At 64.5% G+C, this 12,744-nt stretch carries 11 protein-coding genes; 6 read left to right on the top strand and 5 right to left on the bottom strand.

What is annotated here, in order from left to right; translation table 11 throughout:
- Nucleotides 1-12 precede the first annotated feature (12 nt).
- Genes J8847_RS04905 through J8847_RS04890 form a run of 4 tightly spaced genes read right to left on the bottom strand, consistent with a single transcriptional unit; the run spans nt 13 to nt 4,613 of the window.
- The gene (locus tag J8847_RS04905; RefSeq protein WP_211523554.1) at nt 13-2,061 is read right to left on the bottom strand and encodes a VC_2705 family sodium/solute symporter; all 2,049 of its coding nucleotides are present in this window, start codon (nt 2,059-2,061) and stop codon (nt 13-15) included.
- Nucleotides 2,058-2,381 (bottom strand): DUF4212 domain-containing protein, encoded by a 324-nt coding sequence (locus tag J8847_RS04900; RefSeq protein WP_211523553.1) that lies wholly within the window; start codon nt 2,379-2,381, stop codon nt 2,058-2,060. Before J8847_RS04900 ends, J8847_RS04905 begins: the two co-directional genes overlap by 4 nt.
- Entirely contained in the window at nt 2,359-3,900 is a 1,542-nt protein-coding gene (locus tag J8847_RS04895) for a sensor histidine kinase (protein ID WP_373888732.1), read from the bottom strand. Before J8847_RS04895 ends, J8847_RS04900 begins: the two co-directional genes overlap by 23 nt.
- Complete coding sequence (locus J8847_RS04890; RefSeq protein ID WP_211523552.1) at nt 3,897-4,613, bottom strand: response regulator transcription factor; 717 nt, start codon at nt 4,611-4,613, stop codon at nt 3,897-3,899. Before J8847_RS04890 ends, J8847_RS04895 begins: the two co-directional genes overlap by 4 nt.
- Nucleotides 4,614-4,816: 203 nt before the next feature.
- Here J8847_RS04890 and recA point away from each other — a divergent pair, with 203 nt between their 5' ends.
- From recA to J8847_RS24070, 6 genes are all read left to right on the top strand, one after another.
- Nucleotides 4,817-5,893, top strand: a complete 1,077-nt coding sequence (recA, locus tag J8847_RS04885; RefSeq protein ID WP_211523551.1) for a recombinase RecA — start codon at nt 4,817-4,819, stop codon at nt 5,891-5,893.
- A gap of 55 nt (nt 5,894-5,948) precedes the next feature.
- On the top strand, nt 5,949-6,407 hold the full coding sequence (gene recX, locus J8847_RS04880; protein ID WP_211523550.1) for a recombination regulator RecX: 459 nt from the start codon (nt 5,949-5,951) through the stop codon (nt 6,405-6,407).
- Nucleotides 6,408-7,008: 601 nt separating this feature from the next.
- Entirely contained in the window at nt 7,009-7,572 is a 564-nt protein-coding gene (locus tag J8847_RS04875; protein ID WP_211523549.1) for a DUF2889 domain-containing protein, read from the top strand.
- Between the two features lie 72 nt (nt 7,573-7,644).
- Nucleotides 7,645-8,814, top strand: a complete 1,170-nt coding sequence (gene sucC / locus J8847_RS04870; protein WP_211523548.1) for an ADP-forming succinate--CoA ligase subunit beta — start codon at nt 7,645-7,647, stop codon at nt 8,812-8,814.
- Between the two features lie 18 nt (nt 8,815-8,832).
- Nucleotides 8,833-9,714 carry a succinate--CoA ligase subunit alpha gene (sucD, locus tag J8847_RS04865; protein ID WP_209587196.1) on the top strand — a complete coding sequence of 294 codons (882 nt, stop codon included), beginning with the start codon at nt 8,833-8,835 and terminating at the stop codon, nt 9,712-9,714.
- Nucleotides 9,715-10,033: 319 nt separating this feature from the next.
- Complete coding sequence (locus J8847_RS24070; RefSeq protein WP_211523626.1) at nt 10,034-10,483, top strand: pilin; 450 nt, start codon at nt 10,034-10,036, stop codon at nt 10,481-10,483.
- Nucleotides 10,484-10,617: 134 nt separating this feature from the next.
- Here J8847_RS24070 and J8847_RS04855 read toward each other — a convergent pair whose 3' ends face one another.
- Entirely contained in the window at nt 10,618-12,672 is a 2,055-nt protein-coding gene (locus tag J8847_RS04855) for a S9 family peptidase (RefSeq protein ID WP_211523547.1), read from the bottom strand.
- Nucleotides 12,673-12,744 lie beyond the last annotated feature (72 nt).

The raw sequence follows: 12,744 nt of genomic DNA, 5'->3' as shown, positions 1-12,744 counted from the left end.
TAACGCCCGCAATCACTCCGGCGTCCGAATGTAGTCCACCATCCCCTCGCTACTCCTGCTCGGCGCTGGCGTCATCAAGCTCACCACCACAATGGTCAGCAGCCCCGCCGGCACCCCGAACACCCCCGCCGCCATCGGCATGACCCCCAGCCAGGCCGCATCCACGCTGCCCCCCAATGTCGGGCTGGCGCGGAACATGTAATACAAACAGACCGCGAACCCCGCCGCCATCCCCGCGATCGCCCCGGTATGGTTGGCCCGCTTCCAGAACACCCCCAGCACCAGCACCGGGAACAAGGTCGAGCCGGCCAGCGAGAAGGCCGCGCCCACCAGCGACAGGATGTCGGCAGGCTTCTGCGAAGCCGCGTAAGCCGCGATGAAAGCCACCGCCAGCAGCAGCAGCTTGGAAATCGTCACCCGCTTCTGGGTCGACGCGCCCGGATCCACGATCTTGTAATACACATCGTGCGACAGCGCATTGGAAATCGCCAGCAGCAGCCCGTCCGCCGTCGACAGCGCCGCCGCCAGCCCGCCCGCCGCGACCAGGCCGGAAATCACATAGGGCAGCCCGCCGATCTCCGGCGTGGCCAGCACCAGCACGTCGGCGTCGATCGCGATCTCGGCCAGCTGCACCACGCCGTCGCCGTTGATGTCGATGACGCTGATCAGCGGATTGGCCTTGTCCACGTTGGCCCAGTACGAGATCCAGGTCGGCAGCGTGGAAAAGTCGCTGCCCACCAGCGAGGTATAGATGTCGTACTTGGCCAGCACCGCCAGCGCGGGAATGGTCAGGTACACCAGCAGGATGAAGAACAGGGTCCAGAACACGCCGTTGCGGGTGTCGTTGACCGAGGGCGTGGTGTAGGCGCGCATCAGGATATGCGGCATGGCGGCGGTGCCGAACATCAGGCAGAACACCACGGCCAGGAAGTTGTTGCGCTGCCGGTCCGATTCCTCCTTGGTGGCGCCGGGGAAGGGCGTGGCGTGCGGCACCGGCGGGCGGGCCCGCGCTAGATTAGCGTCGCGCAGCTCGATCCACACCGCGCGCGCCTCGTCCGGCGAGTTCGGATAGGTGTTCAGTTCGCGCTCGGCCTGGCGCACCTCGTTCAGCGAGGCGTTGCGCGTGCGCGCTTCCACCAGCCGGCGCTGGGCCTCGACCTTGCCCGCCTCCCACGACGCCGGCAGCGCCTCCAGGCGCGCGCTGTACTCCTGGGCGCGGCGGTGGAACTCGGCGCGCACCTGTTCCTCGCGCGGATCCCGTTCCAGCTGGTGCTCGCGCGCGGCCAGCTTGGGCAGCAGCGAACCGTAGGCGAGCTGCGGCACCGGGTTGTCGGCATGCTTGGCCGACAGCCAGATGGTCGGGATCAGGAAGGCCACCAGCAGGATGATGTACTGCGCCACCTGGGTCCAGGTGATCGCGCGCATCCCGCCCAGGAAGGAACACACCAGGATGCTGGCCAGGCCGAGGAAGATCCCGACCGAGAAATCGACGCCGGTGAAGCGCGAGGCGATCAGGCCGACCGCATAGATCTGCGCCACCACGTAGGTGAACGAGACGACGATGGTGGCGCCCACCGCCACCGCGCGCACCGCCGCGCCGCGTCCGTCCGCGCCGCCGCCGTAGCGCGCGGCCAGGAAGTCGGGGATGGTGTACTGGGCGAAGCGCCGCAGGTAGGGCGCGATCAGCAGCGCCACCAGGCAGTAGCCGCCGGTCCAGCCCATGATGTAGGCCAGGCCGTCGAAGCCCTGCAGGTACAGGCCGCCGGCCAGGCTGATGAAGCTGGCCGCCGAGATCCAGTCGGCGGCGGTGGCCATGCCGTTGAACATGGCCGGCACCCGCCGTCCGGCCACGTAGTATTCGGTGACGTTCGAAGTGCGGCAGATCACGCCGATGATCGCGTACAGCAGGATGGTCGCGAACATGAACAAATGCCCGATCCACAGGCGCGGCATGCCTTCCTGCTCGAGCAGCGCCACCATCACCAGGAACAGGCCGAAGCAGCCGGTGTACCAGAGGTAGTAGCGCGCCAGCTTGTTGAAGTAGGAGGTCTTCGCGCTCACACAGCCTCCAGTGCCGCGCGGTAGCGGCGTTCCAGGCTTCGCATGCGCCAGGCGTACAGGCCGATGGTCGCCAGCGACAGCAGCGACACGCCCTGCGCGGCCATGTAGAAGGACAGCGGCCAGCCGAACACGCTGACGCCGGCCAGCTCGCGCGCGAAGAACACGGTGCCGAAGCCGGCCACCAGCCACAGCGCCAGCAGGACGGCCGTCATGCGCCGCGTGCGCCGCCAATGCGCCTCACGCGTCTCCAGCAGCCGCCGGCGCGCGGCCAGGGCGGCGTCTTGTTGGTCGGGTTGGTCAGGCGGCGTCGATGGCGTCATGGGCGGGAGGCGGGAAGGTCAGCCGGAACAGGCTGCCCGGGAATTTGTTGGCGTGGCTGCGCGGGTTGTTGAAGATGTCGATCTCGGCGCCGTGCTGCTGGGCGATCTCGCGCACGATGGCCAGCCCCAGGCCGCTGCCCTGGGTATTGCTGCCCAGGATGCGGTAGAAGCGCTCGAACACGCGCGCACGCTCGGCCGGCGCGATGCCGGGGCCGGTGTCCTCGACCTCGAGCAGGGCGCGCTCCTCCTCGCGGCGCACGCGCACGGTGACGCTGCCGCCCGCGGGAGTGTAGCGCAGCGCGTTGTCGATCAGGTTCGACAGCAGCTCGCGCAGCATCATCGGATTGCCGGCGATGGTGACCGCTTCATCGGGCGGCTCGAAGCCGAGGTCGATCTGGTGCGAGAACGAGGCCTGCACCCAGTCCTGCACCGTCTCGCGCGCCAGGCGCGGCAGGTCGACCTCGCTGAAGGCCAGGCCGGCATGCGGCTGGTTCTCGGCGCGGGCCAGGGCCAGCAGCTGGTTGACCAGGCGGGTGGCCGATTCCGAGCTCTTGGCCACCTGTTCGAGCGAGCGCCGGACCTCGTCCGGATCGATCTGGCGCAGCGCCAGCTCGGACTGCATGCGCATGCCTGCCAGCGGCGTCTTCATCTGGTGCGCGGCGTCGGCGATGAAGCGCTTCTGCATCTCGATGGTCTGGGCCAGGCGCTCGAGCATGTCGTTGAAGGAGCCGACCAGCGGCGAAATCTCTTCCGGCACCTGGCGCGGATCGATGGGCGACAGGTCGTCCTGCGGCCGTGCGCGGATGCGTTCCTGCAGGTCGGCCAGCGGCGTCAGGCCGCGCGACAGGGCGAACCAGACCAGGGCCAGGATCACCGGCAGGATGATGAACTGGGGCAGGATCACGCCCTTGATGATCTCATTGGCCAGGTGGGCGCGCTTGTCGAGCGTCTCGGCCACCTGGACCAGGGCCAGCTCGGGCTCGGTTTCCGGTCCCCCGCGCTCATGCAGCGGATCGAGGTTGATATAGGAGTAGGCGACCCGCACCGGAATGCCGTGGAAGCTGTCGTTGCGGAAGGCCACCGCGCCGCTGCGCGCCTCGTCGTCGTCGCCGGCCTTGGGGCGGGGCAGGTCGCGGTCGCCGTCGAGGTGCTGGCCGGCCGGGCCGGTGATCAAATAGTAGACGCTGTCGACGTCGTCGGCGCGCAGGATGTCGACCGCGCCGGGCGCCAGCTGGGCGGTGACGCTGCCTTCCACGCTGCGCACCTGCTGGCTGAGCACCGTCACCCGGTCTTCCAGCGCGTCGTCGAAAGGCTGGTTGGCGATCGACTTGGCCACCAGGTAGGTGATCGCGATGCTCATCGGCCACAGCAGCAGCAGCGGGGCCAGCATCCAGTCGAGGATCTCGCCGAACAGCGAATGGCGGATGTTCTCGTCGGGCTCGGGATTGGGCGGGACGTACAGCGGCTCGGCCAGCCCATGCCCGGGCTGGGAGTCGAAGCTGGCGTCGCGCTCGTTCACTTGCTGTCGGAAGCGCCCGGCGCAGCTGGGGCGGCCCGTGGCGCCTCGCTGAATTTCTCGAGGCAGTAGCCGAGCCCGCGCACGGTGGCGATGCGCACGCCGCCGACCTCGATCTTCTTGCGCAGGCGGTGCACGTAGACCTCGATCGCGTTGTTCGAGACTTCCTCGCCCCATTCGCACAGGTGGTCGACCAGCTGCTCCTTCGAGACCAGGCGGCCGGAACGGGCCAGCAGCACTTCCAGCAGGCCGAGTTCGCGCGCCGACAGGTCGAGCATCTGGTCGTTGATATAGGCGCTGCGGCCGACCTGGTCGTAGACCAGCGGGCCATGGCGCACCACGGCCGGGCCGCCGCCGGCGCCGCGCCGGGTGAGGGCGCGCACCCGCGCTTCCAGCTCGGACAGGGCGAAGGGCTTGGCCATGTAGTCGTCCGCACCCAGGTCCAGGCCCTCGACGCGCTGCTCGACCGAATCGGCGGCGGTGAGGATCAGCACCGGCAGGTGCGAGGCGCGCGAGCGCAGGCGGCGCAGCACTTCCAGTCCGGACATCTTGGGCAGGCCGAGGTCCAGGATGAGCAGGTCGAACTCCTGGGTGGAGAGCGCGGTGTCGGCATCCTGGCCGTTCTTGACGCAATCGATGGCATAGCCGGACTGGCGCAGGGAACGCGTCAGCCCATCGGCAAGTACGCTATCATCTTCGGCGAGCAGAATTCGCATGGGGCACCTCGGGAAACCGTTAGACCTTCAACAAGTTCGTATTGTGTTTGATTTGTCGCAACAATGCGAGTCTTGACTGCACAACAGCGGCGCTTTTCATCGCATTTTGTGCTTGCCAAAACCACTGGATTTTTATACAGTAGTGACTCTTGATTTGGGCCGCTTTGACCCTACCTTGCCTACTCCACGATTGAAAGTACACCATGGACGACAAAAAACTCGCAGTAAACGCCTCGGAAAAAGGCAAAGCGCTGGCAGCCGCCCTGGCGCAAATCGAAAAGCAGTTCGGCAAGGGCTCGGTCATGCGCATGGACACCAATGCGCCGGTCGAGGAAGTGCAGACTGTTTCCACCGGCTCGCTGGGCCTGGACATCGCGCTCGGCGTCGGTGGCCTGCCGCGCGGCCGTATCGTTGAAATCTACGGTCCGGAATCGTCGGGTAAGACGACCCTGACCCTGCAAACCATCGCCCAGATGCAAAAGCTGGGTGGCACCTGCGCCTTCATTGACGCCGAGCACGCGCTCGACGTGGGTTACGCGCAAAAGCTGGGCATCAACCTGGGCGAACTGCTGATCTCCCAGCCGGATACCGGCGAACAGGCCCTGGAAATCACCGACGCCCTGGTGCGTTCGGGTTCGGTCGACCTCGTGGTCATCGACTCGGTGGCGGCACTGACCCCGCGCGCCGAGATCGAAGGCGACATGGGCGACTCGCTGCCGGGCCTGCAGGCGCGACTGATGTCGCAGGCGCTGCGCAAGCTGACCGCCTCGATCAACCGCACCAACACCCTGGTGATCTTTATTAACCAGATCCGCATGAAGATCGGCGTCATGTTCGGCAGCCCGGAAACCACGACCGGCGGTAACGCGCTGAAGTTCTACGCATCCGTGCGTATGGACATCCGCCGTACCGGTTCGATCAAGTCGGGCGACGAGGTGATCGGTAACGAAACCAAGGTCAAGGTCGTCAAGAACAAGATCGCTCCTCCGTTCAAGGAAGCCCACTTCGACATCCTGTACGGAGAAGGCACCTCGCGCGAAGGCGAAATCCTGGATCTGGGCGCCGACAACAAGATCGTCGAGAAGTCGGGTTCCTGGTACAGCTACAACGGTGAACGCATTGGTCAAGGCAAGGACAATGCCCGCCTGTTCCTGAAGGAGCGTCCGGCCTTGGCCCGCGAGATCGAGAACAAGGTCCGTGCCGCCCTGGGCGTGCGCGAGCTGCCGCCGGTCTCGAGCGATGACGACAGCCGTCCGAAGCTCCAGGCTGTTGGTGAGTAATTGATTGGCAGGGCAGGCCGGCAGCACATCGCCGGCTTGTCCCGGCCGCCATCCCATGCCAGCACCCCAACTGAGCCTGAAGGCGCGCGCAATGCGCTACCTGTCACTGCGCGAGCACAGCCGGCTTGAACTGGGACGCAAACTGGCGCGTTATGCCGAGGAGGGCGACGACATCGAAGCTCTTCTGGACTTCCTTGAAAAGAACAACTGGCTGTCGCAAGAACGTTTCGCCGAATCCCTGATCAACAGGAAGGCCAGCCGTTTCGGCAACAGCCGCGTCATGGCCGAGCTGAAAAGTCATGGTGTCGACGGCGATGCGCTGTCCGACATCAAGGCCGAGCTGGCCGAGAGCGAAACCGCGCGTGCCCGTGAAGTCTGGCAGCGCAAGTTTGGCCGGGTCGCCACGGATGCAGCGGAGCGCGCCAAGCAGATGCGCTTCCTGCTCCAGCGCGGCTTTTCCCAGCGCGCCGCCCGCGCCGCCATGCAAGGCAGCCCGGACGACGACGAGCTGTAAGCAGAGGCAGCGCCGTAGCAAACACGGCGTAGCAAGCTCAGCGTAGCAAGCACAACGTAGCAAGCACAGCATTACCCAGGCGCCAGCGTGGAGCGCCATCCCCGATATGTCTCGGCATATTCCTCAACGGGCGATGGCGCTGCACGCTGGCGCTTTTTCATTCTCCCGGACCGCGACAGGACGGTAGGGTTGGCGGCTGCGCCGCCGATGCGTTCAAGCACCTTTTTCAATTGGGGCCGCATCTGTCCACTGACTTGCGTCGATTAGGTCCGGCGACGCAATCCGAGCTTTGCTCAGCAATATAAACAGTGCTTATCGCTGCCATCACTGTTGTCAATTCCTTATCAAGGGCGCCGTCCATGCCGTGAGTCCCTCTCCTTCACGCCGCACAGCAACATTGCCGACCCTGCAATACAGTGGCAGAAACCTCGTGCTCATCGGTGGAAAACCCCTCTGTTGCAGTGCAACTGGCAAGATGCTGTGATAAACTTTTGTGGTTTAAGCAGCGCCGCATGAGCGGTTGTTGCCGTGGAAGCCGCGGCAACGTGCATGAAGCACACCGGCTGCACCACTAACCGCCGCTCTGACGGCATTGGTTTTTATGCCCCTGTCTCCTCCCGTATCGCGCTCGCTCCGGCATACGCGCGCCATCACCGTCGAAGCCTATGCGCGCGACGATGGCTTGTGGGATCTCGACGCCAGCATCCGCGATGTCAAGACGCGTGACATCGCGCTCGCTTCAGGCGACCGCCCGGGCGGCGTTCCGGTGCACGACCTGAAGCTGCGCGTGACCATCGACCGCGACCTGACCATCGTCGACGCCGAAGCCGCGTCCGATTCCGTCCCGTATCCTGGTTTCTGCGATACGATCGCTCCCGCCTACAAGAAGCTGATCGGCTTGTCGCTGATGAAACACTTCCGGCTGCACCTGAAAGACCGCCTCTCCGGCGTGCTCGGCTGCACCCACCTGACCGAATTGGCCCAGGTGCTGCCTACCGCAGCGCTGCAGGCCTACGCCGACGACGTCTTCGAGACCCGCGGCGGCGCCGACGACAACTCGGCTGAACGGCCCTTCGAGCTCGACCGTTGCCATGCCCTGCGCAGCGACGGCCCCGCCGTGGCCAAGTACTATCCACGCTGGTCGATCAAAGCCGTGTCGGGTTAGCATTCAAGTCGTTATTTTTGTAGTCCAACCGTATTTCTACACAATCAGTAATAGAAAAGAAGGGAAGCCAGCATGAAAATCCATGAGTATCAGGGCAAAGAAATCCTCCGAAAGTTCGGAGTGACCGTTCCGCGCGGCATTCCGTGCATGAACGTGGAAGAGGCCGTCAAGGCCGCTGAAGAGCTGGGCGGCCCGGTATGGGTCGTCAAGGCCCAGATCCACGCTGGCGGCCGCGGCAAGGGCGGCGGCGTGAAAGTCGCCAAGTCGCTGGAACAGGTCAAGGAATACGCCGACCAGATCATGGGCATGCAACTGGTGACCCACCAGACCAGCCCGGAAGGCCAGAAAGTGCGCCGCCTGCTGATCGAAGAAGGCGCGGACATCAAGAAAGAACTGTACGTCTCGCTGGTCACCGACCGCGTCACCCAGAAGGTCGTCCTGATGGCCTCGTCGGAAGGCGGCATGGACATCGAAGAAGTCGCCCACAGCAACCCGGAAAAGATCCACAACGTCGTGATCGAACCGTCGGTCGGCCTGACCGATGCGCAAGCTGACGACGTCGCCCGCAAGATCGGCGTGCCGGAAGGCTCGATCGCCGACGCGCGCGCCAACCTGCAAGGCCTGTACAAAGCCTACTGGGAAACCGATGCCTCGCTGGCCGAAATCAACCCGCTGATCCTGACCGGCTCGGGCAAGGTCATCGCCTTGGACGCCAAGTTCAACTTCGACTCGAACGCCCTGTTCCGTCACCCGGAAATCGTCGCCTACCGCGACCTGGACGAAGAAGATCCGGCTGAAGTCGAAGCATCGAAGTTCGACCTGGCTTACATCTCGCTCGACGGCAACATCGGCTGCCTGGTGAACGGCGCCGGCCTGGCCATGGCCACCATGGACACCATCAAGCTGTTCGGCGGCGAGCCGGCCAACTTCCTGGACGTCGGCGGCGGTGCAACCGCCGAGAAGGTCACCGAAGCATTCAAGATCATGCTGAAGAACCCGGGCCTCAAGGCCATCCTGGTCAACATCTTCGGCGGCATCATGCGCTGCGACGTGATCGCCGAAGGCGTGATCACCGCATCGAAGGCTGTGTCGCTGCAAGTGCCGCTGGTCGTCCGCATGAAGGGCACCAACGAAGACCTGGGCAAGAAGATGCTGGCTGATTCGGGCCTGCCGATCATTTCCGCAGACACCATGGAAGATGCAGCGAAGCAGGTCGTTGCCGCTGCCGCCGGTCAAGCCTAATTCGCGAAGGAAAACAAAATGTCGATTCTGATTAACAAAGACACCAAAGTCATCACCCAAGGTATCACCGGCAAGACCGGCCAGTTCCACACCCGCATGTGCCGCGACTACGCGAACGGCCGTGAAGCCTTCGTGGCCGGCGTGAACCCGAAGAAAGCCGGCGAAGATTTCGAAGGCATCCCGATCTACGCATCGGTCAAGGAAGCCAAGTCGGAAACCGGCGCCACCGTGTCGGTCATCTATGTTCCGCCGGCAGGCGCTGCCGCCGCCATCTGGGAAGCCGTTGAAGCCGAGCTGGACCTGGCGATCTGCATCACCGAAGGCATCCCGGTCCGCGACATGATGGAAGTCAAGGATCGTATGGCCAAGGCCGGTTCGAAGACCCTGCTGCTGGGCCCGAACTGCCCGGGTCTGATCACCCCGGACGAGATCAAGATCGGCATCATGCCGGGTCACATCCACAAGAAGGGCCGTATCGGCGTCGTGTCGCGTTCGGGCACCCTGACCTATGAAGCAGTCGGCCAGCTGACCGCCCTGGGCCTGGGCCAGTCGTCGGCAGTCGGTATCGGCGGCGACCCGATCAACGGTCTGAAGCACATCGACGTGATGCGCATGTTCAACGACGATCCGGATACCGACGCTGTCATCATGATCGGCGAGATCGGCGGCCCGGACGAGGCGAACGCTGCTCACTGGATCAAGGACAACATGAAGAAGCCGGTCGTCGGCTTCATCGCTGGCGTCACCGCGCCTCCGGGCAAGCGCATGGGCCACGCCGGCGCGCTGATCTCGGGCGGCGCCGACACCGCGCAAGCCAAGCTGGAAATCATGGAAGCCTGCGGCATCAAGGTCACCAAGAACCCGTCGGAAATGGCGCGCCTGCTGAAGGCCATGCTGTAATCCAGCGATCGAAGCAAGCACCATAAGGACGGGGAGCGCAAGCTCCCCGTTTTTTTTCGCTCCTCGCGCACGTTTTGTCCGATTCGTGCCAGCCCCAACACCAAAAACCGTCCCCTAGACAAAAATTGCCACAAGGAACTGACATTTTTTGTCACCTAACACGACAATTCTTGTCCTGGCACAGGGTTTTATTAACTTCGCACTAATAAAATCGACCATTTCCAGCCTGGCATACGGATTGCATATAGATGAGTGCGGCAACAACGCAGCACAAGATTCCTGACCCCACACACCGGAGATGAAAATGAACTTCAAGCAAATGCAAACCAAGAAAGCCCAAGGCGGCTTCACCCTGATCGAACTGATGATCGTCGTTGCAATTATCGGCATCCTGGCTGCTGTGGCAATCCCGGCCTACAGCGACTACACGATGAAGGCGAAAGTCAGCGAAGCAGCCTCGGTCTCGGCTCCTGCACGTCTGGCCGTTGCACAAGCCTTCAACGAAGGCAACCTGTCGGATAGCACCGCGCAAGCAGACTTCGGCCTGCCTGATGCTGCCACCATCACCAGCAAGTATGTGACTTCGGTCACCGCCGCTGGCACCAGCGCCACCACCGGCACCGTCAGCGTCGTCATGCAAGGCACCAACAACGAAGACGTGGACGGCAAATCGGTTGTGTACCTGATCACCTGCGTCCAAGGCGCACAGTGCACCACGACCCTCGACGCGTCGACCGACGTTCCTGAGAAGTTCGTTCCGAAGGTCTAATTAGCTAACTGAACCGACCGGACCGCTCAAGCGAGCGGTCCAGGAAGTACCGGTTGCCAAAACGGCTCGATCACATTAGTGATCGAGCCGTTTGTTCTTGTTTAGCAGGCTCTACAGCGAGCTTCCAAGTTCGCTCACTGCTTGATATGGCTGTCCAGCCAGTCGATCACGGTGTGATGCCATTGCACCGAGTTCGCCGGCTTCAGCACCCAGTGGTTCTCGTCCGGGAACACCAGCAGCTTGCTCTCGATGCCCTTGCGCTGCAGCGCCGTGAAGGTCGACAAGGCCTGCGCCGTCGGGATGCGGAAGTCCAGGTCGCCCTGGATCACCAGCATCGGCGTCTTCCACTTGTTCACGTGGTGCACCGGGTTGAAGCGCTCGTGGTTCTCCGGCACCTGGAAGTAGGGGCCGCCGCTCTCCCAGTCGGTGAACCACTGCTCCTCGGTCGAATACGCCATGCCGCGCGTATCGAACACGCCGTCGTGGTTGACGATGCAGCGGAAGCCGTCTGCCCAGTTCCCCGCGATCCAGTTCATCATGTAGCCGCCGTAGGACGCGCCCAGCGCGCAGCTGCGTTCGCGGTCCAGCCACGGGAATTTCTGCACCGCCGCCTCCAGGCCCTTCTGCAGATCCACCAGCGGCTTGCCGCCCCAGTCGTTGCTGATCGAGTCCGTGAACTTCTGGCCGTAGCCGGTCGAACCGTGGAAGTCGATGAACACGGTCGCATAGCCCGCGCCCGCATACACCTGCGGATTCCAGCGGTAGCTCCAGCCGTTGCCGAAACTGCCCTGCGGGCCGCCGTGCACCAGGAAGGCCACCGGATACTTCTTGCCCGGTTCCGCGTTCCACGGTTTCATCACGTGGCCGTAGACGGTGTCGCCATTGGCGCCCGTGAACGAGAACTGCTCGTACTCGCCCCAGCGCACGTCCTTCAGGCGCTCGCTGTTCACCTCCGTCAGCTGCTTCGGCTGCCCGCCCAGCTTCATGGTGTACAGCTGCGCGCCCGAGGCCAGGTTCGCCAGCGTGTAGGCCACCGTCTCGCCGCGCGTGTCGAAGGCGCCGATCGCGCCCTTGCCGGTCAGCGCCGCCACCTTGCCGCTGGCGACGTCGATCGAGAACAGGCGGTGCTGGCCGACGTCTTCCGCGTCGACGATCAGGGCCTTTCCATCCGCGCTCCACTGCAGGTTGCCGGCCGAGCGGTCCCAGTCGGCCGCCAGCGGACGCTTCTGGCCGCTGGCCACGTCCATCAGCATGATCTGGAAGCGGTCGGCCTCGAAGCCGGGACGCGCCATCGCCAGGTAGGCCAGGGTGCGGCCGTCAGGCGAGAACACGCCCTTGGTGTCCCAGGCCGGATTGTCCGCCGTCAGGTTGCGCGGTGCGCCGCCGCCCGCGGCCGGGACGGTGTACAGGTCGAAGTTGGTCGACCAGGCTTCGGTCTTGCCGGCGACGCGCACCGAGAACACCACGGTCTTGCCGTCCGGGCTGAAGCGGAATTCCTCGCGGTCGCCGAAGGGCTTGGACGGCACGTCGCCATCGAGCGCGCCCGACAGGCTGATCGGCGTGGCGCCCGCCTTGCCCGCTTTGTCCAGCGGCGCCGAGAACAGTACGTTATTGCGGTGGTCGGACCAGGTATCCCAGTGGCGCACGAACAGGCGGTCATAGACCTTGCCGGTGGCCTTGTCCTTTTCCTTCGCCGCGACGCGGTCCTTGGTGCAGGCCAAGTCGGCGCAGTCGCGGAACACCGCCATGCTGAAGGCCAGCCGGTCGCCGGTCGGCGCCACGCGGAAGCTGTCCACGTCGAGCGGGAAACTGGTCACCTGGACCGGCTTGCCGCCGCCGACCGGCTGGCGCCACACCTGGGACGAGCCGGAACGGGTCGACAGGAAATACACGGCGTCGCCCGACGGCGACCATTCCGGGTCGGTGCTGCTCGCGCTGTGGCTCGCCAGGCGCTTGGGCACGGGCTTGTCGGCGCGCAGGTCGACCAGCCACAGCTCGGTGTGGCCGCGGTTCTTCTTCATGTCCGTGCTGCGCACGGTGTAGACGACGCGCGTGGCGTCCGGCGACACGGCCGGGCTGCCGACCCGCTCCATGTTCACCAGGTCTTCGACGGTAAAGCCGCGCGGCGCGGCCATTGCGGTGCCGGCGGCCAGGGTGGCGGCCGCCATCGTCAGCAAATGCAATCTCATTCCATCCTCTTGGTCATGTTCGTGCCCGGCAGGGCGCCGCGCACGCAGGCCAGCAATTTACCACGCGACATG

The sequence above is a fragment of the Massilia sp. AB1 genome (assembly GCF_018119385.1).
GTDB lineage: Bacteria > Pseudomonadota > Gammaproteobacteria > Burkholderiales > Burkholderiaceae_D > Telluria.
Note: the sequence above shows the minus strand (reverse complement) of the source record. Positions and strands in the feature narration are given on the sequence as shown.

Coding starts and splice junctions, on each gene's coding strand:
- J8847_RS04875 (WP_211523549.1), top strand. CDS start 7,009: ATGCCCCTGTCTCCTCCCGTATCGCGCTCGCTCCGGCATACGCGCGCC.
- J8847_RS24070 (WP_211523626.1), top strand. CDS start 10,034: ATGCAAACCAAGAAAGCCCAAGGCGGCTTCACCCTGATCGAACTGATG.
- recA (WP_211523551.1), top strand. CDS start 4,817: ATGGACGACAAAAAACTCGCAGTAAACGCCTCGGAAAAAGGCAAAGCG.
- J8847_RS04855 (WP_211523547.1), bottom strand. CDS start 12,672: ATGAGATTGCATTTGCTGACGATGGCGGCCGCCACCCTGGCCGCCGGC.
- J8847_RS04900 (WP_211523553.1), bottom strand. CDS start 2,381: ATGACGCCATCGACGCCGCCTGACCAACCCGACCAACAAGACGCCGCC.
- sucC (WP_211523548.1), top strand. CDS start 7,645: ATGAAAATCCATGAGTATCAGGGCAAAGAAATCCTCCGAAAGTTCGGA.
- recX (WP_211523550.1), top strand. CDS start 5,949: ATGCCAGCACCCCAACTGAGCCTGAAGGCGCGCGCAATGCGCTACCTG.
- sucD (WP_209587196.1), top strand. CDS start 8,833: ATGTCGATTCTGATTAACAAAGACACCAAAGTCATCACCCAAGGTATC.
- J8847_RS04890 (WP_211523552.1), bottom strand. CDS start 4,613: ATGCGAATTCTGCTCGCCGAAGATGATAGCGTACTTGCCGATGGGCTG.